The organism is Flagellatimonas centrodinii (genome assembly GCF_016918765.2).
GTDB classification, from domain to species: domain Bacteria; phylum Pseudomonadota; class Gammaproteobacteria; order Nevskiales; family Nevskiaceae; genus Polycyclovorans; species Polycyclovorans centrodinii.
This window is the reverse complement of record NZ_CP092105.1, coordinates 124583-146558: the sequence shown is the minus strand read 5'-3', so window position 1 is coordinate 146558 and position 21976 is coordinate 124583. Positions and strand designations below refer to the sequence as shown.

The window sequence follows — 21976 nt, the reverse complement described above, 5'->3', positions numbered from 1 at the left end:
CGCCATCGGAATGGCACAACACCTGGTCGAATAGCGTAGTCATCCTGATGTCCCTGAAGTCCAGACATCAGGGTCCAGCCACGAGGGTGCCCCGCAACTGGCTTCAGGGCAGCGGGAGTGAACCAAGTGGATCGCCGCGCTCGCGCGCATCGAGCACCTGCTGCAGGTCGTGCTCGATCTTCTCGATCAGATGTTGCTCGCGAGTACGAATACGCTTGCGCATATCAGGCCAGTCCAGCTCAGCCAGAATCGCAAATTCGCCGTTGGCACCACGCACAGTTGCCGAGTAGATCACGCCAAAGGCATGCACGCCGCGAAAGATTTCGCCATTGGAACTCATGCTGATAGTTCGCCCGTCGGTCGGTGTCCATTCGTAGACGCCGGCGGACCCCGCGCAGCTCTCCTCTGGAGTCGTTCCACCGCGAGGGCCTCAGCGATCACCTACTTGTCTGGACTGCCAGACATCAATTCGATCAGATTCGGAGCACCAACGGCCGTAGATGCGACCGGCGTTAAAAGCTGCGCCTCTCTTACCGCCGGCGCCGGCACCGCCGCTTTCAAGACCTTGCTGCGGATCTCCTGCAACAATCGCAATTGCTCGATGGCGGTTGTCTGAGCCGGGCCGTCGGCTTGGGGATTGGTCAGGATTGCTATCTGTTCCCGGGACAGGGTGTCTATAGCACCCAAGGCTCCGCTGCTACCGCTGAGGTTGGATATGCCGACCTTCAGGTGAGCAACTGTCTGGGATAGGTAGTCGTGGCAGACCTTTGCCGGGCTTCCATCATCAGGCACCTTATCGCCGGCGGTATGCCGCGCAAGGACGGTGGTGCATAACTCGTCTCCGAATTCGCGATTCATGCTCGCAACGGCAATGTTGTGAACGGCAGCTGCAACGGCTGTGAGGTCACGCTGCGCGCCACCCGAAATGACCTCAAGCTGACCTGTGGCAGAAACTGTCGGTATTCCGTTCTTCGCGGCCAACAACAGCTCTTCGTAGTGCGCCAGCGCCTCCTTCTTCAACTTCACCGCGGTGGCCGCGTCAGCAGATGCTTTGTCGAGCTTCCCTTGTTCAGTCTTTACGACTTCAAGCGCCGCCTTCGCCGCCTCGGCCTTCGTCTGGTCTACCGGCGTGGCTGCCTCAGCTTCGCTAAGCGCCTTCTCTGCAGCCGCCAGCTTCTCGGTCTTGTGCTTGCCGGCCGCATCGGCTGCAGCCTTGGCTGCCCCGTCCGCAGCTGTTACGGCAGCTTGTGCGGTAACCGTCTTGTCCGTTAGGAGCTCCACCTGGTCGAGTGCCGAGTTGCCGGCGCTTCCGCCCAGCACCACCGCTGGTGCACGGACTGCCCCGGTCAACTGTTCGATGGCCAGGATGGCGACCATTGAGCTCTGAAAGCGCCGTTGGAGGGTCTCGAACGAGGCCTCGCTGATCGCGCCATTGAGATAGCTCTCACAAAGCCGGTACATCGAATCGCGCATCAACTGAATGCTCTGCGTGCGCAGGCCGATGGAAGCGGCGGACTCGCCATATGCCACGGCCGCCGCGATCGTGTTGTCACCCCGCAAAGGGACAGAGGTATCTGCGCTGGCGATCAAGGCCGAGAGTGCATCCGGACTCGGCTCCGCACAGACAACGTGCCGGTATCTTCCCAGGCTATCCTTTGGCTCCAGCAGCCTCGAATGAACAACACGGGTCTTGGCATCCAGCACCATTACCTCGTCCCTATCCTCGCTGAGAGCGTCGAGGGAGTTATAGGTGCTCAGATGAGCACAGCCAGAGGCAAACAATGACAGCAGGACTGCAGCAAATGGGCGCATAGAATCCCTTTCTCGTTGATCTCCAGATCAACATGCGCAGCCCCTCCCATCCATCGCATGCGACCGTGAAGGACTTATATGCCGCGCCACGGCCGCGCGCAACCTCGCGCTATGGTCCGCCGCCGCGCTTCGCGTCAACGTGCAGATCAATCAGCTGCAGAACCGACTGAGCCATATCGAGGCGATTCCGCAGCCCGAGGAACTTGTTGTCCAATTCCTCGGCCCGGCCACGCTCGTTCACGATCTTGAATGCAATCGCGTCCGCGAGCCCGGAGCTGATCCTCAGGATGTCATTTGCCAGCAGGTTGGCGATGCGCAACCTGTCCCGCGGCCCGCCGTTGACGACATCAATCGCGAGCAGCTCGGCGCCAGGCGGGTGCGAACGGAGATGGGACGGGGTGGGGCACATTCGCTACTGTATAAACGGACAGTAGCTCGCGCAAGGGGGGCCTCAAACGAACAGAGCGCCTGCATTCCGCGCCATCAAGCGATCCTGTGGCATGCTTTGGTCGAGAAGGAGCTGCCGAGCTTCATCGGTCTTGCTCGGGAAGTCCTCAGGGGATGAAACAGCGACCATCGGCAGCCCAGCATCAGCGCGCCCTCTGCTATATGTGGCCACTAGCGAGCGAAAATCCGGTACCTTGCCCGAGCGTAGTTGGTCCAGCAGCCTGCGATGGCTGTAACAGTGGGCAAGGGCGTACCAGCCCTCGTCGATGCCGTACTGGAAGTGCAGGCCCACAAAGCCAGGCCTGAACACCACCCGCACGCGGCAGGCATGGTCTGCCCCCGTTGCACAGGGAGCCTCGACAATCACGCCAACGAACTCGGAGGCGGTCATCCTGAGCCCGCTGGGGCCCCACACCGATCGTCGATCGATGGGCCTCGCTCAACAACTTCGTGCCGAATGCCCAGCGCCTGCAGGTCACCTACACCGAGCATTGCCATCTCGTTGCGGCTGTACTGCATCCACCCCTGAAGCATCTCTTCATCAAATCCGCGGTCCAGGGACAAGATCTCGTCGATGATCTTCAGTTCGACCGGGGCGGTCGATTTGGCGCCGGTTACATAGTCAAAGGCCGCGTGGAATCCGAGGGCGCTCTGACGCTCGATGCTCGCATCAGGTGACCCTGCCCAGATGAAGGCACACGCGCTCAGGCACCGACCGACCACCGAAACCTCTGTGATCCCCAACGACTCACGCCGATCAAGGAACTTTCGCACCTCAATGACCTCGCCGCCGCCGTTTTCGACCATCGTCAGCCGCCTCGGCGGATGGATATCGCCGCCATCCGCACTGGCCAGCGCGGCAGCCAGGCGGTCGACCGCCCCGACAGGCACATCGCCACACCAGCTGACCTCACTGTCGCTAACTACGAAGTGCAGCTCGGTCATGCTTTGCAACTTGTCCTTGGTCAGGGAAAGTATCCAGCCGGCTGCTGAGCAGACGATCGCCGCAGTGGCAAGCAACCCTATGCGCTGTTCAATCGGCGAGGTCACTTCGCCCTTCACCTTCTGATGAACCACCAAGCTACAACCGATGACTAGGGGGCCAGCCATACATATCCCAAGGAGTCCCATCCAACTCGATGTCAGGAAGCCATTGGGGATCAAAAACTGATCCGGCATTTTTAACGCCACCACAATCACGCAAAGACTTAACAACCACAACACGATTAGCCCAAGACAAGCCGCATAGGCAAAGGGGCGGAACCCGTTCATTACGGCCATGCTGGCCGCCTGCTCCACCTTGGAGCGCACACTATCGACAGTCAATTTAATCTTCATTGCTCAGTATCACCAGAAGGTCAGTTACAGTGACTACGGTATCCCCAACCCACGAATAGATATCAGGCCGCGCACTTGGCCCGTTCACGCAACTCTAATCGGGATCGGCCTATCGATTCGCAGAATCGGTCGAGCATACTCAACCAGTGCTCGTATTCATCCGGGCGGAACTCCGGCTCAGCGAAGTCAAGACCAGCATTGGCGGTGTCGCTCTTGAAGGCCACCATCTGCGCACGGTATTCGTCGGTACTGCCAGCAAGGTGGAGATAGCGCGCCTGGAGCCGGCCAACCCGTCCCACCCGCTGCGCCCGATCCAAGGCCTGAGCCTCCTGTCGAGCTCCCCACATGCGGTCGTAGAAAACGCAATGTGACGCTTCAGGCAGGTTCAGGCCTCGAGCGCCCACCCCGTAGGTCAGCAGCGCGTTGCGCACCTTTCCTGATCGAAAGTGCTCATTCAGAGCCCGCGTTCGCTGAGCTGGGGTGTGAAGCCCGGTGTATACCACCACCTCGCGTCCCTGCTTTCGAAGTTGGCCAGCAATAATCTCGGCCGCAACAGGGCTCTCGAAGTAGGTGAGTGTGGTTGCCTGCTGATCTTCCAGCTCGCCAAGGAGGTCAACGCAGCGAAGCTGTTTGCTGGTCAGCCCCCCCGGCCAACGAATAGGGCCCTTGAGGTCCTGGGGGATGCTCGCCGCGCGACAGGCCGCCCCAAGTCGGAGGAGGACGACGACGAGGTTCAGCTTTCGCGACTCAATCTCAGAGCGGACCGTCCGATACCAGTCGACGAACTGCTCGGCTACGTCCACGTAGTAGCGGAGATGGACGGGGTCCCAGTCAACCGACTCAACCGTTACGGCAGGGTCCTCGATCTTCAGATACGGTTCAACCGCGGGCTCCTTGCGGACTCGACGCAGCACGTGGCGCCCAACAAACTGACGGTACAGATCGAGGTTGTTGAGGCTGGGGATCTCGCGTTTGGCGCCGGACTGCATTCCATCGGCGAACTGGTGGGTCACCCACTCGGTGACAACGAACTCCTCACGAAAGCGATCAACGCCACGTTCGGCGAGGGCAGCTGATGAGAACAGATCCGGGCACACAAAGGGGTGTCGAATCCCGTATGGCTGCGACTCGGAGCCGTCACCGCTTGTCCACGCGACCAGTGGCAGCAGATTCCTCGGAAGATTGGCGATCGGGGTTCCATCCAGTGCGACTCGCCGCTTGGGTGACAACCGGTAGAGCGCTTGAGTCTGCAAAGTGTCGGTGTGCGCAAGCAGCGACCCCTCGTCGGCGCATACGGTATGAAAACGACGCCGCAGCAGTGATGCCAGGGTGCGCCGAGCCCCAGGCCGGATCGGGTCCCTCAGCCGTTTGTAAGAGACGAGGTTGATTCGACGAAGATCCGCCACATCCTCAGGCCCAGCAATCACCTTGTAGAGATGGTCCGGCAGTCCGAAGCTCCTGAACTGGGCCAGCATTTCATGCACCAAGCCAGACTCGACGACAATTGCGTTGTGTGCTCCCCCGAGCAGGCAGATGCCAACAGCAATGCGCGACTTTCCGAGCGCCATCATGTGACCCGCCACAACCCCCCGCGTCATGCACAGTTCGATGACATCTTCACGCTGAAACGGCCAGGAACCCAAGAACCTATCGCCTCCGGCTGCCGTGAGCCTCCGTGAAAGAGCTGCGGCCTTGAGAGGAAATGCCGCCGCACGGCCGGCCTCGATCTGCCTCCAGCCGGGTTTTGGCGCGCTCACCATCGGGATATCCACGAGCTCACGCAATTGCTGGATCGATAGTGCGGGCATATTCGGCATGCCGGCGTACCGGTACCGCTCCGCATTGCAATCATCTGAGCGCTCCAGGACAACGACCGCCCCGCCGGGAACAGCCCCCGCCACAAGGTTTGTGGGGTCTGGGAAGTGAGCCCTAATCGCTCGGCAGCGGGCTCCGGCCAGGTCTCCAGGGCCATGCTGTCCGTGGGGGTCGAAGATCGTCCTCTGCAGTGGCGTCTTTTCGATCTGCGACCGTCGCCACCGCCGTTTGAGATATCCCAAGAGGTCCTGAGTTGGCTCCGGCTGGCCGCCAGCCGAGCGCAAGATCTCGCACATTGCGTCCAGTTTTTCCGTAGGGCCGTCCCCGGTCAGCAGCGCCTCGATCAAGAGCTTGCCATCGCCCGCATACTGCAGCCCCCTGGGCAGACGGGTCCCCTTGTGGTTCTCAACGCCTAGCCGGCACTCCAGCAGGCGATTGAGTGCCCGCGCCTCAAGCAGGGCACAACGGAATCCGAGCGTGACCCTCCGGCCTGACCGATCAACTCGAATTCGGCGGTCGCCAGTTACCGGGCCCGTGAACACCGGCTCGTGGTCGGACAGCTCACAATCGGTAAACGAAGGTCGCAGCCACCGCGGCTCTGGCAACGTCGCCGGCACCAGTGCACCGAACACACTCCGGGCAACATCCAGGCCACGCACTCGGATGGGATCTCCCACTCGCGGCGTCGTGACCAACAGCACGATCGATGTCGCAACCCGGGCCCCTTCAGCCACGAATGTCGAGTCCGGAAGGTCAACAATGCTATGAACGTTCCGCGCGAGCGCAGGATGATCACCCAACTCGTCCACGCAGGATCGAGGAAGGAGCGCCACCGTCACTCTGGCTGCCTGGTGCGCCTGGTACAGCGCGTACCAGTGGCTCAGAGCTGAGGACTTCGGGCCGAATCGGCCGACGCTCACGCAATCGAACGGTTCGAGCTGCGGTGATTCCAGGTGAAGCGAGAACGGCGGATTCAGCAGCGCCAGATCCATGCCCTGCACCCGCTTGCTGGCCATGGACCCGTCCCTAAGTACGGAACGCACCCCGGCCGCCGTGAGCCGTTCGCCCAGTGCGGTGACCAATGCTGAGTCGATATCGCATCCGTATACGGCATGGCAATCGCCCGCAAACTGCACCAGACGACCGCTCCCAATCGCTGGATCGAAGACACTGATTCGGCCGGCATCATCCTTTGGCCCCAGCGCAGCGTGTCCCAGGTCCCACATCAGGCGCGCCACGGGTTCCGGGGTGAAGAACTGGCCCTGAGTCACCAGGCGTCGGGCATGCAGCTCCCCGAGATTCGCGGCCTTGTCGACGCACTGCCCGCGCGAGCGGACCTGCGCCATGTCTTGGTACCAGTCGACGGCGCTCACCGAGCCCCTCCGTTGGGGTCAGCCGCCTCGATCGCCGCCAGCAGCTCGGCCGACAACTCGGTCGGCAACACAAGAATCGTCTTGTCCTTGAAGAAGCGCAGCGACACTGCAACCGGCCCTACGGGAACGCTACAGGGGATCTTGAACTTTTCATGGAGTTCGTAGCGCTGGTTGAAGGATCCAACACCCAAGGTCAAACCCGGGATTCGATTCGCGAGCAGCTGGCGGGCGCCCTCCTCGATCTCCCTCAGGACCCGCGTGATGTCGTAGGTAAACTGGTAGCCGGGGCCAACGATGGGACGCTCCACGCCGCGCCCGAGATTGAATGCAATGCCGCCCTTCACGGGCGCAGGGGCGTAGCCTGATGTGAATCCGATTTGGTTACGAGCGTACTCATAGACATGCAGGCGACGGCGCATCTGTCGCGCCAACTCGCTCCGCGCAAGAGCCGCACCGCGCCCCGCTCCAAAGCGATCTTCCAGGGCGCGCCACAAGCGCTCTATCGCATCCGGCACCATCTCATCATCAGAGGCGTCAAAATCAACCTCTCGTGCGAGCAACTCTGCCTCGTGGTCACTCAAAGGCATCTCAGCGCCGCTATCGCCGAAATGAACCCGGGCATAGCTAACTATTGCCCGACGCAGTTCCGAACGAATATCTCTCTTCGAGGGGCGGCCGAAGCGTCCCAGCTCAGCGGTCCATGCCGATGCCCTGAGCTGGGAGAACACCGCTTTCTCCTGCTCGCGAAGCCCAGTCATGGAAGACTCGAAATCATCAAGCGCCCTTAGGTAGACCGGCCAGGATGCAATGTAATGGCGAAGCATGGGAGGAAGGGCGGCTTCCCCGGCTCGAACAGTAGATGCAGACTCCTGAGCGCTGGAGTCAAAGAGCCCTTTTGTAGTTTCCATCGAGGTCATCCCAGTAGATATGCCTCTAGGGTGCTCGCAGGATGACGCTCCGCAACACTCCTGCTACGAAGCGCCTGCGAGAAGGGCGGCAATCTCGCGGCGGATTTCATCAATGGCCGGGTCTAGGTCACCGCCGAGTGCAAGCTCCGTCAGTTTCTGGTGTGCTATTCGGAGTCCCGCAAGATCCACCATCGGTGTAGCGGTGACTCCCAGAACGGTCGGGTCAGCACCGCGCTGGTGGAGCATCATCGCAAAGGTTCCGATGTCTTCAAACGCTCCAGGATTTGTCTTTCGCGTGTGCCCATGAAGCATGGTTGCCAAGGTCTCGACGGCACACTGCTTCGGATCGTTCCACCCGCCTCGACCCTTCTTGCGACTTGCCGCCAACTTGACCTTCATGGCGGCTGCAAACCGGTCCACCGCCTCGTCATCCGGATGGGATTCACCTTCCGCCGGGGTGGCGCGGTCCGGAAGGTCAATCGCGTGCCGCGCAATGAACGATCGCTTGAAATCGGGATCCTCCAGCAGGCCCCAGACGGCATCCGCAATCAATCCTCGCTCGCTGTCGTCAGGGTGGTGATACCCGCCATCAACGCACAGCGCGTACCCATCGAGATAGCGCTGGACAGCGTCAGTCATCGCCGCGTGGCGGTTGTTCAAAACACCCGCTGGATTTCCACATTCACTGGCCATCTTTACTCGCTCCTTGGCTCTGATGTTGATCTCGATGCTGGGGGCCGCCATCACCCACCTGTCCAAGTCGGCGCAGCGCCGCCTCGTAGCTGGCCCGATCACTTTGGCGGGTTCGTTGACCGCGGCCTGCCTCGCTCTTCCTATAGATGCCGAAGCCGGCTACCGAGGTCAGAAACGAGACTGCCGCCACAATCAGCGCGGGCACTGCCAGAATCACGTCGAAGCGGCCGTCTGCGGCCAACGAGATCCATTGCGGCACCACCAGGACACTGGGGACAATTGCAGGGACATAGGAGTCAGCGACAATCGTTCCCGAATAGAAGCACCCTCTGACGATCGCTACTACCCCGATACGCACCCCCATCTGTGGAATCAGCTTGGCGACCGTCTCAAGGGCGAACCCCACTCCGATGCTGATAACCATAAGCACAAAGACCGACATCAGAAACGCTGCCATACGGAATCTCCTCCTCAGGCCGACTTTGCCGCGTACGTGGGGACGACGCGCTCATATGGAATCTGCTTCACCGTGCGATCCCATTGATATGTTTGCAGGTCGGACTGCACCGGAGCATCGCGGTCGAACTCAACTCGTCGATAGCGGCCGCCGCGATATCCGCGCAGCACTCTCCGTAGCTTCACAAATCCATCACTGAAGCCGGCGTCGCGCAGCGCCCCTTCAGCATCGCCTTCGTCTTCCTCGCAGCCCAACGAAACAATCCAGCCGTAGCCCGTAGCCGCCACCATGACGGCGCTGCCCGGCTCCCCAGCGTGGTTCGCCAAAAGCTCGGCGTCGTCGGCCTTCAGGTGTTTCGTCGAAACAGTCAGATAGCTGCCGAATTCGTAGTCCGAAGGCGGGGAGACGGTGGCCAACAGCCGTCCGAGCAAAGCCGCTCGCTCCAGGTCGATCAACCCACGGCGACTACCCTGCTGGTGCCGCCCGGAGCGCTCCGCCAGCTCTGCCTGCTGCTGATGGTGCTGGTATAGGGCTGAGAGAACCTCTCGCTCGCGGACTGACAGATTCACATCCATGCACAACCTCCTCTGGTATTTCTCTGTAGACCGGCGGCGGTACCACCAGCTCCACCTCAATGGGAATCGCCTTCTTTCGCCTCCGCCGGGGCTTACCCCCCTCTGCGGGCGGCGCCGGCGGCGCCAATGCGGCACGCAGCTGGTCGACCGACGCGGCCAGTGCAATCGGCGTCGGCTTCCAGATGAGGGCCTCTGCAGCTGCGCGCATCGCGCACCACTGGCAATCAGGGCCGTGCTCAGGTGGCACCGGTGAGGTGGCGGTCGCTACCGCTGCCCTGAAAGTCGATTCGACCCAGTCGTCGGACCCAACGTAGGGCAAGAGCACCGTGTCGAACTGAAGCACCCCGCCGAAACCCGGCCGGGACTTCAGGCCATTGCCGTAGTAGAACCAGGATCGGTTTGACACCTTGAGCCCGTTCCGCCGCAGCAAGAACTGATAGATCTCAGCCTGCCTGCGGTAACCGGGGTACAGAGTGTCCGTGGTGATCTCGGCTGCCTTGGATGTCGCCTTGTAGTCCGCAAGTTCGACCACCCACTCGACTCGATTCAGCCATAGATCGTCAATGGCGCCGAAGAGGGCCCAGCCCGTTACAGGATCCGTCCAGCGAACGCCGGTGAAGTTGTTCCGCCACTCATCCATCATGGCGTGGCGCAGTGGCACCGCATCAAGCCCGACGCGCGCGAAGTCTGGATGGGGCGTCTGATTCCGACGATGAACATCGAACTCAGCCTTCAGAAGGGCGTCGACGGCGATATTGAGGGAGAAGGCGGGGCCGCTCACACGGCGAACCCCGTGATGGATGTCAGCCCAGAAACAGAAGGGGCACTCCATGAAAAGGTCCAGCTTGCTCCGGCTGAACGCCTTCGCTTTCATTTGGCGGGTGAGCTTTGTCACAGGGAGAGATCCGGTGTCGGCGAACCACCACCCTCGCTAGGCTCCAGCGCCCCGCAAGGGTGGTGGTACAGCTGCTGTGGTCGTCACGAGACGCGCCAGTGATTGCTGCAAGCGCTGCTCAGTGAACCAGTGGCACCACAATGACGGGCGCTATCCGGCGTCGGCAGCGAGTTCAACCAGCTGCGATGACCGCTTGCCCCCCAGCTCAGACAACGCCGCACGGTGCGCCACGTTCAGGTCTTCCCAGTCAACCGACCCACTGCGTTCGGCTCGCGCATAGGCCAGCACCAACAGCTCTGCTGCGGTGTGGGTGAAATACTCTTGCGACTGAGCGGGTCCCGCTGACGATGTGGATGAAGTGTCAACTTGCATTTCCAACCTCCTTTGTCTGAAGGTTGATCATTCCCGCCCAGCAGTTCCCCGCAAGGGACGACGGCCAGCGCTTAAGTGCTTGTGCCCGCTAGAGCGGGTGGAACACCTGGCGATTCCCGACATTCGCGTCGCGGTCCTTTGCCGTTTCACTGATCATCGACTGGGGAACGGCAATGTCGAGTCTCTTCAAGACCGCAACGGCATGCTCCAGAGTCAGCGGCTGATCTGGAGGCTCGTTGAAGTTGTGGTAGACGTAGACAGTTTCATCGCCGTCATCGTCGTCATCGGTTGGGCCCTCCAGCTCAACCGTCAGAAACACGTACTGGAGGGGTCGATCCCATCCCATGACGACATGGACCGGCCTGCCCTGGTGGGTGCTCTCACAGTGATGCTGACTCATGGAAACCTCCAGTCATCCATTGAATGCGACTGCCAACTCATGTTGAACGCTACTGCGGAAGGGTATCTTCGAACGATTCATGCTGCTCACCTCGCAGGGTGATTTCGCGCGCATTGAGGCACTGGGTGAGGTGCAGTCGCAATCCGATGTTGTTTCCTGGGCCCACCTGGTTGGCCAGCCATCCGATGCAGTGCGCATCGTCGGTTTCGTGGCATGCCATCGCTACCAGAGGGCCGGAGGGGCGGATCTCTCCCGGGCGGGCGATGGTCGATGCAAGTGCCCGATGTCGAGTCTCGCAATAGCCGTTCGGGATATCGCGTGGATTCGTAGCGATGCGCCACGGACACTTCACGCACTGAACCGTGCGTTTAAGCGACCAGCTTCCATCGGCGCTCTCATTAGACATTGGCGACCCTCCCGATCACGCGAAAAGTGCTTGCGAATTGCGGTGCGCGAGATAGGCGCGCATCTCTACGGTGCCCTCACGCGCCGCGATGGCACGCTCGCGCTCAGCCTGCCCACCTTCAATGGTCCGCAGGACGTCCGACAGCCCCTCGGTGATGTCGTAGTCCCAAGGGTCCGTCAGCACGCCGAATCCTTTCGCGGTGAAAGCCTCCATGGCGGCGAAGTAGGCCTGCTCTGCATCGCGCAGGGCCCTGAAGGGTCCCTGACGATCAAGGCAACAACCGGTCAACTCATCCTCGCAATGCACGAAGCATCCGCCCATTGCCGGATTGGCCACCAACTGAATCTGACAGTACGCCGGGTTCCGACCCTGAATGTCTACCTGCAGCAAGCGCAGTTCGCCAAGAATCTCCGGACAGATCGTAGCGAACTGGGGATAGTAGGGCTCCACCGACGGGGCTGAGGCCTTCTGCGGCAGAGCGGGTGACGCACCCGGACCGATTGCCCGCCGCTCTGAATGGCGATTACGGCTGGACAATCCCGCCTCTTCCAGAGCATCGACCAGCAAAGCGCGCCGGGCAGCACGGTGCTCGGACCGATCAATGCCGAGATACGGCTGCCGCGCGATGGCGACTTCGCGCCAGATGGGGTCGCTGATGGAATCTCGGGACTCCACCCGAACTGTCATCGTTCCCCACCGGGACCGAAGGTTCTTCACGATATCGACGGCTTCGGCCAGCGGGTACAGCACGCTGGCATCCTCCCACTCGGTGTCATCGGCGTTCAGATCCCAGCTCACCCGGTAGCGTGCGGTCTGAAAGCTCCCCTCATACTCGCCACTGGCGCGGCAGTAGTCGAGGTCATGCAGCAACCCCGTCATTGAATCCTGAATGGCGTTGATGTCCCGCCGGATGTCATCTTCCACGGTGGCCACCAGCTGGTCGAGGCCTCGGGGACTGTTGCCAGTCAGGCACACCTGCACGCCCCCGTTCACGGACTCCAGCAAGCAGCCGTGGGAAACAACAAGTGTCGACAGCTCGCAGGACACCTTCCTCGCCAAGAGTGTCGGCACGCTGATAGCGTTTCCACCACCGTCTTCTGCGATCGAGAGCGAGACATTGTTGTACTCATCAATCTTGATGCCGTCAGCGGTGACGCGGTAGCCGAAGGCCGCCGCCATCTGAATCAAAGCGTGAATCATTGTCGGTGTCTCGTTCTAGGAGAGGTCACCCTGCGGACAGCCGCGGCGCCCCGCCAACCGACGAAGACAAGCACCGTAGCCTCCAGAGGGAAGACTCAGCCTTCCGCTCCAGGCGGCGGGAACAGAATCAGGCCAATGGCAACGAACAGGAGGATGGTCATGACGACGCTCCAGCGATGAATGAGCCTTGACATTACCCACCGCACCGCCCCCCGCAACCCAGCGGTGGAACCCTAAATCAGGCGCCCATTCCTTCATCAGGGTGGCCGTCGTCACCATAGCGCTCCTGGTACAGCGTTCTCCCGATCCTGCGCTGCTGCGCGCGATAGTAGAGGCCATAGGAAGCCAACAGCTCATTCAGTTCGACATCACTGATGACCCCCCAGCGGTGAATCTCGTGGACACCAAAGCGGTCGTAGGCGAGCACATCGAGGCAGGCGCCTGACAGTTCCGTATCCACCGCGCGCATGTCCGTCATGTCGAACGGGAACCGCTCACCGTTGTAGAGCCCCCCAAGGAACGCCACCAACCGGCGCACCTGACCGGAGCCCGGATTGCCCCGGATTGCGGTGACGATCCGGCTCAGACCCTCTATGGCTGGCCCCCGGGCCCGCTCCCGTGCCTGCGCACCATCTGCAATTGATCGCCGATGCCGCTCGATCGACTCATGCTCCAATCCAGATTCCATCACACAGCCCTCCCTGAACGCCCTTAGGCGTGCTATCCGAATAACGACCCTTGGCCAGCAGCAGTACCGGTCGGGACATATCGGGCTCTCACTGTTCCTTCGCCCAGCTGCAGGCGTCGATACTTATCGTACTCACAAAGGCAGTTCTGGATGTCCATCGCGTGCAGGCCGCGGTCGATCCAAATCTCACCGATCAGCGGCCGCACAACCCCGATCAAGTCCGGTAACAGCTGCTCGAACTGCTCCTGCGGAACCGGCTTGTCTTTGGGGATCCCGCGCAGGCGGTTGATCCCTCTCGCGCTGCCTGGCCCGATGGGGGCCCACGTGGTGACGTCTGGCCACCTCGCCCCCAGTGGGAGATGGGCAAGGTCAGCGACCACCTGGCCAGCCAAGAAGCTCCCCATTCCGTCGAACCGAACCAGCTCACGCCAAGTGCTGCGCATTGTGCTCCTGACAACGCGGTCGCCATCGGCTACAACCCGGTCCACCAGGTCGCAAATGGAGTCCACCTTGGCCTGTCCCTGAACCCCTGGCACCACATAGGCGCCGGTCCAGACTTTGGCGCCAGTGGCGGCTCTCGATGCCAGCACCGCGCGAGCGTTCTCCAACCCTGACCCAATCTCATCAAGCGAGTCAGGCCAGTTGACCAGCCGACCGAGCAGGGCACGGTGAAGGTCTTCCCTCACGCCCGACCCGGGCCGGTACCAGCGTTCGAACAGCGCGCGACTCACGCGGTCGTCCATGCGGCGAACGTTGCACCACCGGTATGCTCTCAGGAATGGATCGTCGGTCCAGGGCCAAGGCTCGCCGGCCGCCCGACGTTTCCGGATCGCCTCACGCTCATGAATCCATCTCAAGAAGATATTGAGCTCGGAATCCATGACCGTTCCCCCAGAGCCCCTATCCAAAAAGGGCACGAGAATCTCGTGCCAGCAACGCTGAGCTGACCGTGCCGACGGGAGTCAACCAGTCCGCCAGGTCCGATCGATCCTGCGGCAGCCCGACCGCGCTCGCGAGCTTGACCTTTCGGCCGACCGGCGGTTCCGGAAGCGGCAGCGCGAACAGGTGAGAAACCTCCCAGCTGGCCCTCGGGTCAGACGAGGCTGCAATCTCGATTATCTGTGACCGTGAAAGACCCTTGTACCCTCTCGCCGGCGGCGAACATTCGCTCCCGCACCACCAGGCATCGAAGCGAACGGAACTTCCTCGGGGCGATGCCCGACACAACAGGCAACCACCCCCACGTAGCGGGATGCTGAACAGCACGGGATCATGCTGCCTATGCGGCACGTGCCATGTCCTCTTCGTAGCAGGACAAGGGCGGGCACTCCCGCTGATCGTCCTCGGCCGGTCCCTCCGCGCGGCGCGGCGGTGGGTCCAGGCGCACCAAGTCACGCGAACTCAGCGATTCGTCCTCGGGATCGGCGAGGACATCGCACTCCCCGGTAGCCATGTTGACGGCCAATTGGGGCGCCGGGAGTCTGGTTGCACCGCTCTTGACGCTGGCCGCTGTGATGGCAGCATCGACTTGCGACCACAGTGGCAAGAACCCCACTGCGCCCAGAGAGGCACCAACGGAGTAGGTCGCTGCCGGCGCCGTTCCACCGCTTCCCTGTTCAACGTCCACCACGGGTAGCCCGGCCGGCGTGTCGTAGTCGATCACCCGGACTTCCATCGTCGGAAGTGCCTCATTCTCGGTGTCGAAGGCCACGGACTGAACCACCCCGCCGGAGATCACCACGAGCAGCTTGATTGGATCGCGCTTGCGCATCACACGCCCTCCACATCAGCGCCTAGCGCCTGCAGGCGCCGCCGGAGGACTCGCGGGGTCGCGTCATCGCTGATATCCATTCCCTCCGATTCGCGAAGCCACTTGCGTGAGGCGCGACGAACTCCCTCCGGTGTGCGGTCGTCGCCAACCTCAGCCTGCCACTGCGCCACGATTTCAGCGTAGCGGGATTCAAGAGCGTAGAACGCCAACAGATCAAGATAGGCTTGGGTCAGCCGCCGCTTCATCCTCGCCTGCCGCTCGCGCTGCGAACCGCTCAGCAGATTGAGCAGTCCGGACAGCAACACACCGAGAAGCGTGCCACCCACCCCGATCACCGCGACTAGATATTCCGTTTCCATCACCAACCTCCCGTTTGCATGTACCTACAGTACCCGGGTAGGAAAGCCCCGCAAGGTCGATCAAAGCAACGTCACAGAGAACACGCCGGCGCCGCATCCGAGGAGCAGGGCGCCGCCGAGGAAAATCCTGGGACTCATCCCCAGTTGACGGACAAGTTTCCGCCGACGGATCTCACGCTCCATCCACCATTGACCTTTGAGGGCGCGAAAGGAGACGACTGCAACCACAATTGACATTGCCAGTGGCGCAAACGCCAGGTAGGTTCGCCCCTCGACCGCATGCGCGGCAACCACCGCACCAACGCCTGCCAGGAATCCGACGATCCCGAAGGCACCCCCGTAGCGCGCGATGGTTCGACGAAAGTGTCGAAGAAGGGCGTCATCGGCGACAAAAGAGGGCTGCGGACTAGCCATCCTTCATTTCGGCATAGCAGTCCATCACCACGGCCACCAGCAACTCCGCCTCCTGTTGCGCCGAGAGCACAAGCCCGTCCTTTGCAATCAACTCAAGCACCCGCGGTCCTATATCAACAACCACCCCAGCGGGCAGAATTAGATCGTCAGGGAAGGTGAAGGGATGCCTTGCAATTTCCATTGCGCAGCGCCTGAAATGCGCTCCGACTGCCTCATCAGTCAACGGTGGGTACTGGAGGACGGCCGGGTCGCCACAGCGTTCAGTCTCCTCCAGCACTACCAGGGACACCAGCACAGCCAGTTCAACGGTGCGCCGCGGTGAGATCACGAGCTGCTCTTCCGCTATGAGAGACAAGGCCCCCACAGTAGCCTCACGAAGAAGCCCTGCGGTGACAGGGTAGGTGAGCTCGACACTGGAAATCTCCGAGTCGAGGTCGACCTTCCGACGGGCGGCGGTCCCGTAGCCATCCTTCTCGTCAAGCGCCTTGAGGCGCTGAAGGACCTCCATCAATGAAATGCTCAACTTCTCCTCCTCTTGAACAGTCCCTAAGTAGACGAGTCGCGGACCCGCGCTGCTGGCAAAGGAATCGGGATCGAGGCCGAAGGCTCAGGTAACCGCTGCCGGCCCTTCCAGCTTCATGACCCGACTTCCACAGGGCTCAAAGCCCAGTCCCTTATACCAGCGACGCAGCGCCCCAACCGGTGCACCACCCTTGCCGATCGGCGCCAACTCCAGCCACAAGGTACAGCCCGATGCCCTGGTCGCCTGGATGACGATATTTACTGCTTCGGTGGCACGACCCTCTCGGCGGTGCTCCGGATCGACCAGGACGGCCAGCAAGGTCAAATCGGCGGTGGTTCCGTGGTAGAGGAAGACGGTGCCACGCTGCTCGGACAGCAACGTCATCGAAGTCAGCGCGATCCGCACGTTCTGCCGCACCAAGGTGGCGTAGGAGACATTGCCTCGGCGGTAGACACGCGGATCTCCGTGATCGAGCGTCTTCCAGCCGGCCTCGTGCAGAAGTTCGATGAAGCGCACGTCGGGCCGGTGCCCAGCCGAGGCGCTCACGATGCCACCTTCCAATCGGATGCGCCGAACCCGCCGATCGGTGGGAAGTGCACGGCCTCCAGCGGTTGAGGGGAGCCAAGTCCGAGAGCGAGGTCGTCATCAGGCAGGAGCTTGAGAGCCCGGGCTCGTACGGTGTGGGCATAGGCCAACAGCTCGCTGAGGCCCAGGTCGACATCCGAGGTCTCAGCCTGAGCTGCCTCGATATCCTGGATCAAACGGTCGAGAGATGGGATCGCCGCGGACAGGGCCGATAGCCCGGCCAGTGAAGCCACCAGCGGGCTTGAGAATGACGCGGTGTTCATGGTGGACGACCTTTTGTGGGAACGTCCAACCAACCTCCAGAAACGAAGAAGCCCCGCAATTCGGGGCTCCCTAAACCACACTCATTTCGACGCTACCGCTATCGAAGTCCGCTGCGCCTCAGATCGCTATGGGTGATGCCGTGCTTCGCCATCAGATCCTGAATCTCTTCGAGCGCTCTGAGGCGTTCGGCTATGTAGGCGCGGGCGGCACTGATCTCCAGCAGACGAATTCTGTGTAGCAGATCGTCATAGCGAATGGCATTCCCCTCCACATTCCCCTGCGAGTCGGTCATCAGAAAGGCACATCTTCAAGCACAACAAAAAGCGCGACCGCGCAGGGCCGACCGCTGTGCAGCGCCTAGCCCTTTACGGGATCATTTAGGTGGCTCTTGATAAGAGGCCAGTGAACCACGATCCACATCGATAACCCGACGTAAGCAGCGATTCCGAATAGTACGATGTCTGCTGGCCGAAAGAAGTCAAGCACAAGCAGTGCTAACACCAGGAGGTTGAACCCCAATACCCACCAGCTTGACTTCGTATCAAGGGCCAGGAGCACGGATGGCGCCGTCAAGGCGCAAACAGTGACCACCCACATCGGCGCAACCAGTAGGCCAGGCAGTTCAAGAAAGGTCGGGATCACACCCTGAGCACCGGCGTCGAGCACAAAGCGAATGCCGAGCAGAAATGCCGCCAATGAAAGAAAAGTCACCAGAGCCGTCTTCGGTGTCGTTGCAATGAAATCAGTAAGCAGATTGTTGCGCATTGAGGCCCTCCAAACTATGGGGATTGTTGAGGACAACTGGAAAGCGTCATAGAGCATTGCGCCTTCCGTGACCCTTCAGATGTTCTTGATGTCGTCCCGAGTGCAGCAGCTGCAGCGGCGGCGGACTCAGCTGTCTCGGCCCACATATAACCCCAGTACGCATCGCTCCGACTGGGTAGCAGCTCGACAAGCCCGCGCTTTTCCATGCGCCTCAGAATCCGTAGCGCCTTTCGATTGTCAGTGTGAAGTGACTGTGCAATATCACTGGTGCGGCCAACGCCAAACCCGAAGCCTACGAGCCATGTCCTCCGCATGCCGGTGAGCACGGTCACTTCTAGTTCATCGGGGCTGTGAATCATGAATCGGCCTCCACTAGACGGTCAATTCCGTTTGCAGTCGTGCCCCCGGCGCCCTTGCTGTAATGGAAGCACTCATTTCCCGATATCCTGAGCCATTCCATAGGCTGTGGCGTACCTGTCCGCATCACGGTTCTCCAGCAGCTGCAGCCGCGCAACTGCCCAACGGATATCCGGATCCCCACCGGCGCGAGCCTTGAGCTTGGCAAAGGCGGCCTCATCCTCAGTGGGCAAGAGCCAGTCGGGGATCTCATCCACTCCAGAAGCGGTCGCCGTCTCGGCCCGGCCCGGCCCGGGCGCCTCAGCACCCTCGGGTTCGGCAGTCGGAAGCGGAGTATGCAATCCCCGCTTAGAGCGCTGCTTCGCACGAATCACATCGATCATGCGCCAGACGCGCTGCAGCTCCACGTGCCCTGCCACCATCATGTTGATCTTGGCGGCGCGACAGTACGCAGCGAGGGTCAGCATCACCCCGCCCACCTCCTGGTCGGGTTTGCCGGGCGGCCGGCCGTAGACGTAGCGCGTGAGCGTGGCAACTCGGCGCGGATCGTATCCGTGGGATTGCAGCAGCTCCAAAACCTCCTCAAGCAAACGATCCCCTCTCTCGCGCAGATCGGAAGAGGTGCCCACACCAAAGCAGGCAAGCATCCACCGTCCTACAGCGCCCTGAAAGCTCTGTTCGTCCGACGGCGAGGGCACCTCGGCAACGTCGCGCTCGCAGTCGGCAGACGGGGCCGTACCGTCCTCGACGGAACCCTCGGCTTGCAGTGCCGCCAGTCCTGTCGGTGTAATCACCGAAGCATTCAGATACCCGCGCTTCCGCAGGGCCCATGTCGCCCAATCGGCCGCGTCCCTTTCGGCCTCCCCATGGAAGCCCACACCTACCGGCAGGCCCGCATGGGCGTTTCTGAGCACCGCCACCATCACGGGCGTCAGGGCGCTCTTGCCACCTTCCGGTGTTTTATCTGCGAACCCAGCGCTCGCGCCACATTCGTTCATAACGCCACCTCAATTCGTTGTACGAAGGCAGTGGATCATGAGGTCTACTCCTGTATCGGTCCGATTCAAGGGCTCAGGGACCACACCGCGCATTGATCAGCACCGGCGCTCCAATGAGCTCGATGCGCTCCTTCCTCGAACCACCTTCGCCCTGGGTAACCAAAACCACGCGCGGTACGTTGTGAGTCGAAATGCTGACCTGAAGCCAGGTCACACTCCCAGCCGGAGCAGGGCCCCGCTGCGACACCAGCAACAGGTAGTCTTCCAGATCAAAACCTTGGACGGTGTAGGAAATGCCGGCATCCGGCGCGCACACCGGATTCACGCCATCGAACGGCTCGCCCGAAAACGCCAGCTCCCACTGGGACCCGATCGGAAACTTGGCCGGAGCAATGTCAGCAACATCCATGACCCACTCGGATGCGGCCCGTTCCGCAGAATCAACCGTTTCCCGGGACTCCTTGTAGTCGATGACCAGCCAAGTTATAAAAATTACAAAGGCAACCGTCGACACGGCTGAGGCAAGCACAAAGAATGTGCCGGCTTTGATATTCATGATCATTTCATACTCCCTGTAAGTAGCTCTATGTCGGTGACTGCACCCGCAAATCACTGCGCCAATATATAGGCAGTCAGATTGTGTCGAGGGCGCTTGATCAGTTGCGGATAATCTAGGCTGGGCCCGCCAATTGCTGGTATCGCTGCTCCAGCGCGGACCACAGTGCTGCATACATACCCTCGGTGGGGATTCCCGGCAGCAGCTCAACCAGGTGCACATTGTCTTCGCGGCCGTCCCACTCCTTGACGTAGCGACCTTCCTTGTAACCATTGCGCGCCCGAAAGACGTTGAGGGTGTTCTTGCCGATGTACTCGCGCACCAGATCCTTTCCCTCTCCGCCCAGCTGCACCCAGGTCTCGATCAACAGCCGCAAGGAAGCCCGCCGCGCGACAGCAAGACCCGCCATCAATTCGAACCGCTCGCAGACGGAGAGATTCTCGTATGCAAAGCGCATCCCATCGAAGTCGAGAACGCAGCTTTCAAGTTCATGGCGAAGCGAAGTCACCATGATCTCCCGCGCTGCCTCGATTATCTGTTGGCGTGCCGCGCGGTCCGGGTAGCGGTCCACTCCGAGCTGTGCCGCCCCGGCAACTATGAAATGGGATAGATAGAAATGCAGCTTGTCGATGACCTCCAGACGCGCCTGCGCGTCATCCGGGGTCTGCGCCTTCCACCATTTCCACCCAACGTGCTCGATCCCTTCAGCACCCTCAATCAGAACCGCCCGAAGGAACGGGTACCCAGCGCTCAGCCAGGACGGGTTGACCACCTCATTCATCGTCATCTGCAGGTCCAGCATCGAGCCCAGCTCTGCCATGAGATGCGCTTCAACGTCGGCCCGTCCCTCCGGTGAGATGCGCCGACCTGACACCTCGCGCACCCACGTCGCACACGGCCCGTCCTCGGAATCGTGAATGGAGACCAGAAACCAGCCGTCGCCCCACGGACGTGAGGGGGCCCACTGGCTGCAGAGCGAGACATCCAACTTGGTGGCGTAGAGCTGCGCCAAGGGCATGCGCGCATCCTCTTCCATCAACACGCAGCTCATTTCAAGGCCCATCGCCTCAATGGTTTCCTGGAGAGTATTGGCAGAACCAACTACCCCCCACGGGAAGCCCGGATGCATCCACATGCCGCTGGCATCGCGGGTGACCTCAACTGCTGAAATGGCATTCATACGGTTTCCTCTTGGGAGATTCCCGGTGGAACGGGGGTGAATGCACGCCCACCCCTGAAGCAATGACGGTTTGACGGACAGCGGCGCTTACTTCCTAGACTCGTAAGCTGCCCACACACCTGAGCCACGCAAGCGCTATCCGATCAGCCGCCACCCCTGGGCCTTCAGTTCAGCCCACGGACGGAAATCAGGGGTACCAGGCTCCGCGTCCTTCAGAAACACCAAAAGCCCATCTCCGTCTTCGGACAGGTCCATGTAGACGTCATCGACGCGGACAAACTCTCCATCAGACGTGACCTTGAGAAGGATGCCGATCTGGGGAACGGCTGGGAGTTCGACATCGATGCAGATGTCTTCCGCGTCATACTCGGCCGTCTTGGATTGCGGCCCGCAGGTCCAGCGAATCTGTGCCTTCATAGTTGCCTCTTGCTTCGTCCCTGATCGCTTACTAGACCCTTGGCTGCCCCGCCGTCTCTTGACGCACTGGGATCCCTTGAAACGTTTGTTCGTTGGCCAACTCGCCGTCCAGGCCCTTGCGCTTGATCCAGGGGCCCGGCGGGTGTCCGACGCCATCCCAGCTGGTGATGGCCGCATGCGCACTGGCGGCATCGGGATAGCAGTAGCGATGCTGATAGTGCGTAGCCGTCAGCCCGACCACCAACCCCACGGTGAAAAGGAATGGGTGCAGGGCCACGACACGCCCGTCAGGAAGCACTCGCAGGTTGGTGTAGCCCATGGCCTCGAAGGCGATCAATGTCCCGGGGGCCGCGCCTGAGAACGCCTGAGAGGTGGCCGCAGCCAGGTCATTCGTCATCTGATCCTCCG

29 protein-coding genes are annotated in these 21976 nt (G+C 61.3%); all 29 read right to left on the bottom strand.

What is annotated here, in order from left to right; all coding sequences use genetic code 11:
• Positions 1–103 precede the first annotated feature (103 nt).
• On the bottom strand, positions 104–340 hold the full coding sequence (locus tag JN531_RS17285; RefSeq protein ID WP_228350155.1) for a hypothetical protein: 237 nt from the start codon (positions 338–340) through the stop codon (positions 104–106).
• A 101-nt stretch (positions 341–441) separates the two neighbouring features.
• Positions 442–1812: a hypothetical protein gene (locus JN531_RS17280; protein ID WP_228350154.1), complete on the bottom strand. Its 1371-nt coding sequence runs from the start codon at positions 1810–1812 to the stop codon at positions 442–444.
• A gap of 109 nt (positions 1813–1921) precedes the next feature.
• Entirely contained in the window at positions 1922–2221 is a 300-nt protein-coding gene (locus tag JN531_RS17275) for a hypothetical protein (RefSeq protein WP_228350153.1), read from the bottom strand.
• 42 nt (positions 2222–2263) lie between these two features.
• Complete coding sequence (locus tag JN531_RS17270) at positions 2264–2650, bottom strand: hypothetical protein (protein WP_228350152.1); 387 nt, start codon at positions 2648–2650, stop codon at positions 2264–2266.
• Positions 2647–3597 (bottom strand): hypothetical protein, encoded by a 951-nt coding sequence (locus JN531_RS17265; RefSeq protein ID WP_228350151.1) that lies wholly within the window; start codon positions 3595–3597, stop codon positions 2647–2649. Before JN531_RS17265 ends, JN531_RS17270 begins: the two co-directional genes overlap by 4 nt.
• Positions 3598–3659: 62 nt before the next feature.
• A complete protein-coding gene (locus JN531_RS17260; RefSeq protein ID WP_228350150.1) occupies positions 3660–6785 on the bottom strand; it encodes a helicase-related protein in 3126 nt (1041 codons plus the stop codon).
• Entirely contained in the window at positions 6782–7543 is a 762-nt protein-coding gene (locus JN531_RS17255; RefSeq protein ID WP_228350149.1) for a hypothetical protein, read from the bottom strand. The genes JN531_RS17260 and JN531_RS17255 overlap by 4 nt, the downstream gene beginning before the upstream one ends.
• A gap of 213 nt (positions 7544–7756) precedes the next feature.
• Positions 7757–8437, bottom strand: coding sequence for a hypothetical protein (locus JN531_RS17250; RefSeq protein WP_228350148.1), 681 nt, complete (start codon positions 8435–8437; stop codon positions 7757–7759).
• Positions 8376–8843: a hypothetical protein gene (locus tag JN531_RS17245; protein WP_228350147.1), complete on the bottom strand. Its 468-nt coding sequence runs from the start codon at positions 8841–8843 to the stop codon at positions 8376–8378. The genes JN531_RS17250 and JN531_RS17245 overlap by 62 nt, the downstream gene beginning before the upstream one ends.
• A gap of 14 nt (positions 8844–8857) precedes the next feature.
• A complete protein-coding gene (locus JN531_RS17240) occupies positions 8858–9298 on the bottom strand; it encodes a DUF5983 family protein (RefSeq protein WP_228350146.1) in 441 nt (146 codons plus the stop codon).
• Positions 9299–9308: 10 nt separating this feature from the next.
• Positions 9309–10313, bottom strand: coding sequence for a PD-(D/E)XK nuclease family protein (locus tag JN531_RS17235; RefSeq protein WP_228350145.1), 1005 nt, complete (start codon positions 10311–10313; stop codon positions 9309–9311).
• 150 nt (positions 10314–10463) lie between these two features.
• Complete coding sequence (locus JN531_RS17230) at positions 10464–10685, bottom strand: hypothetical protein (protein WP_228350144.1); 222 nt, start codon at positions 10683–10685, stop codon at positions 10464–10466.
• 88 nt (positions 10686–10773) lie between these two features.
• Positions 10774–11085 carry a hypothetical protein gene (locus JN531_RS17225; protein WP_228350143.1) on the bottom strand — a complete coding sequence of 104 codons (312 nt, stop codon included), beginning with the start codon at positions 11083–11085 and terminating at the stop codon, positions 10774–10776.
• A gap of 421 nt (positions 11086–11506) precedes the next feature.
• On the bottom strand, positions 11507–12670 hold the full coding sequence (locus JN531_RS17220) for a hypothetical protein (RefSeq protein WP_228350142.1): 1164 nt from the start codon (positions 12668–12670) through the stop codon (positions 11507–11509).
• A gap of 259 nt (positions 12671–12929) precedes the next feature.
• Positions 12930–13379 carry a DUF7673 family protein gene (locus tag JN531_RS17215; RefSeq protein ID WP_228350141.1) on the bottom strand — a complete coding sequence of 150 codons (450 nt, stop codon included), beginning with the start codon at positions 13377–13379 and terminating at the stop codon, positions 12930–12932.
• A 32-nt stretch (positions 13380–13411) separates the two neighbouring features.
• Entirely contained in the window at positions 13412–14260 is an 849-nt protein-coding gene (locus tag JN531_RS17210) for a nucleotide kinase domain-containing protein (protein ID WP_228350140.1), read from the bottom strand.
• Between the two features lie 398 nt (positions 14261–14658).
• Positions 14659–15150: a hypothetical protein gene (locus JN531_RS17205; protein ID WP_228350139.1), complete on the bottom strand. Its 492-nt coding sequence runs from the start codon at positions 15148–15150 to the stop codon at positions 14659–14661.
• Positions 15150–15509 (bottom strand): hypothetical protein, encoded by a 360-nt coding sequence (locus JN531_RS17200; RefSeq protein WP_228350138.1) that lies wholly within the window; start codon positions 15507–15509, stop codon positions 15150–15152. The genes JN531_RS17205 and JN531_RS17200 overlap by 1 nt, the downstream gene beginning before the upstream one ends.
• Positions 15510–15569: 60 nt before the next feature.
• Positions 15570–15923, bottom strand: coding sequence for a hypothetical protein (locus tag JN531_RS17195; RefSeq protein WP_228350137.1), 354 nt, complete (start codon positions 15921–15923; stop codon positions 15570–15572).
• Positions 15916–16446 (bottom strand): hypothetical protein, encoded by a 531-nt coding sequence (locus JN531_RS17190; protein ID WP_228350136.1) that lies wholly within the window; start codon positions 16444–16446, stop codon positions 15916–15918. Before JN531_RS17190 ends, JN531_RS17195 begins: the two co-directional genes overlap by 8 nt.
• 84 nt (positions 16447–16530) lie before the next feature.
• Positions 16531–16992, bottom strand: a complete 462-nt coding sequence (locus tag JN531_RS17185) for a GNAT family N-acetyltransferase (protein ID WP_228350135.1) — start codon at positions 16990–16992, stop codon at positions 16531–16533.
• A complete protein-coding gene (locus JN531_RS17180; protein WP_228350134.1) occupies positions 16989–17294 on the bottom strand; it encodes a hypothetical protein in 306 nt (101 codons plus the stop codon). The genes JN531_RS17185 and JN531_RS17180 overlap by 4 nt, the downstream gene beginning before the upstream one ends.
• A 98-nt stretch (positions 17295–17392) precedes the next feature.
• Positions 17393–17587 (bottom strand): H-NS histone family protein, encoded by a 195-nt coding sequence (locus JN531_RS17175; protein ID WP_228350133.1) that lies wholly within the window; start codon positions 17585–17587, stop codon positions 17393–17395.
• A gap of 65 nt (positions 17588–17652) precedes the next feature.
• Complete coding sequence (locus tag JN531_RS17170) at positions 17653–18060, bottom strand: hypothetical protein (protein ID WP_228350132.1); 408 nt, start codon at positions 18058–18060, stop codon at positions 17653–17655.
• A 431-nt stretch (positions 18061–18491) separates the two neighbouring features.
• Positions 18492–19415 (bottom strand): hypothetical protein, encoded by a 924-nt coding sequence (locus tag JN531_RS17165; RefSeq protein ID WP_228350131.1) that lies wholly within the window; start codon positions 19413–19415, stop codon positions 18492–18494.
• Positions 19416–19488: 73 nt separating this feature from the next.
• The gene (locus JN531_RS17160; protein ID WP_228350130.1) at positions 19489–19971 is read right to left on the bottom strand and encodes a hypothetical protein; all 483 of its coding nucleotides are present in this window, start codon (positions 19969–19971) and stop codon (positions 19489–19491) included.
• 115 nt (positions 19972–20086) lie between these two features.
• Positions 20087–21151, bottom strand: coding sequence for a dUTP diphosphatase (locus tag JN531_RS17155; protein WP_228350129.1), 1065 nt, complete (start codon positions 21149–21151; stop codon positions 20087–20089).
• Positions 21152–21286: 135 nt separating this feature from the next.
• A complete protein-coding gene (locus JN531_RS17150; RefSeq protein WP_228350128.1) occupies positions 21287–21568 on the bottom strand; it encodes a hypothetical protein in 282 nt (93 codons plus the stop codon).
• 31 nt (positions 21569–21599) lie between these two features.
• Positions 21600–21965 (bottom strand): hypothetical protein, encoded by a 366-nt coding sequence (locus JN531_RS17145; protein WP_228350127.1) that lies wholly within the window; start codon positions 21963–21965, stop codon positions 21600–21602.
• Between the last annotated feature and the right edge of the window lie 11 nt (positions 21966–21976).

Coding starts and splice junctions, on each gene's coding strand:
- JN531_RS17285 (WP_228350155.1), bottom strand. CDS start 340: ATGAGTTCCAATGGCGAAATCTTTCGCGGCGTGCATGCCTTTGGCGTG.
- JN531_RS17280 (WP_228350154.1), bottom strand. CDS start 1,812: ATGCGCCCATTTGCTGCAGTCCTGCTGTCATTGTTTGCCTCTGGCTGT.
- JN531_RS17275 (WP_228350153.1), bottom strand. CDS start 2,221: ATGTGCCCCACCCCGTCCCATCTCCGTTCGCACCCGCCTGGCGCCGAG.
- JN531_RS17270 (WP_228350152.1), bottom strand. CDS start 2,650: ATGACCGCCTCCGAGTTCGTTGGCGTGATTGTCGAGGCTCCCTGTGCA.
- JN531_RS17265 (WP_228350151.1), bottom strand. CDS start 3,597: ATGAAGATTAAATTGACTGTCGATAGTGTGCGCTCCAAGGTGGAGCAG.
- JN531_RS17255 (WP_228350149.1), bottom strand. CDS start 7,543: ATGACTGGGCTTCGCGAGCAGGAGAAAGCGGTGTTCTCCCAGCTCAGG.
- JN531_RS17250 (WP_228350148.1), bottom strand. CDS start 8,437: ATGGCGGCCCCCAGCATCGAGATCAACATCAGAGCCAAGGAGCGAGTA.
- JN531_RS17245 (WP_228350147.1), bottom strand. CDS start 8,843: ATGGCAGCGTTTCTGATGTCGGTCTTTGTGCTTATGGTTATCAGCATC.
- JN531_RS17230 (WP_228350144.1), bottom strand. CDS start 10,685: ATGCAAGTTGACACTTCATCCACATCGTCAGCGGGACCCGCTCAGTCG.
- JN531_RS17225 (WP_228350143.1), bottom strand. CDS start 11,085: ATGAGTCAGCATCACTGTGAGAGCACCCACCAGGGCAGGCCGGTCCAT.
- JN531_RS17220 (WP_228350142.1), bottom strand. CDS start 12,670: ATGGCGGCGGCCTTCGGCTACCGCGTCACCGCTGACGGCATCAAGATT.
- JN531_RS17215 (WP_228350141.1), bottom strand. CDS start 13,379: ATGGAATCTGGATTGGAGCATGAGTCGATCGAGCGGCATCGGCGATCA.
- JN531_RS17210 (WP_228350140.1), bottom strand. CDS start 14,260: ATGGATTCCGAGCTCAATATCTTCTTGAGATGGATTCATGAGCGTGAG.
- JN531_RS17205 (WP_228350139.1), bottom strand. CDS start 15,150: ATGCGCAAGCGCGATCCAATCAAGCTGCTCGTGGTGATCTCCGGCGGG.
- JN531_RS17200 (WP_228350138.1), bottom strand. CDS start 15,509: ATGGAAACGGAATATCTAGTCGCGGTGATCGGGGTGGGTGGCACGCTT.
- JN531_RS17195 (WP_228350137.1), bottom strand. CDS start 15,923: ATGGCTAGTCCGCAGCCCTCTTTTGTCGCCGATGACGCCCTTCTTCGA.
- JN531_RS17180 (WP_228350134.1), bottom strand. CDS start 17,294: ATGAACACCGCGTCATTCTCAAGCCCGCTGGTGGCTTCACTGGCCGGG.
- JN531_RS17175 (WP_228350133.1), bottom strand. CDS start 17,587: ATGACCGACTCGCAGGGGAATGTGGAGGGGAATGCCATTCGCTATGAC.
- JN531_RS17170 (WP_228350132.1), bottom strand. CDS start 18,060: ATGCGCAACAATCTGCTTACTGATTTCATTGCAACGACACCGAAGACG.
- JN531_RS17165 (WP_228350131.1), bottom strand. CDS start 19,415: ATGAACGAATGTGGCGCGAGCGCTGGGTTCGCAGATAAAACACCGGAA.
- JN531_RS17160 (WP_228350130.1), bottom strand. CDS start 19,971: ATGAATATCAAAGCCGGCACATTCTTTGTGCTTGCCTCAGCCGTGTCG.
- JN531_RS17155 (WP_228350129.1), bottom strand. CDS start 21,151: ATGAATGCCATTTCAGCAGTTGAGGTCACCCGCGATGCCAGCGGCATG.
- JN531_RS17150 (WP_228350128.1), bottom strand. CDS start 21,568: ATGAAGGCACAGATTCGCTGGACCTGCGGGCCGCAATCCAAGACGGCC.
- JN531_RS17145 (WP_228350127.1), bottom strand. CDS start 21,965: ATGACGAATGACCTGGCTGCGGCCACCTCTCAGGCGTTCTCAGGCGCG.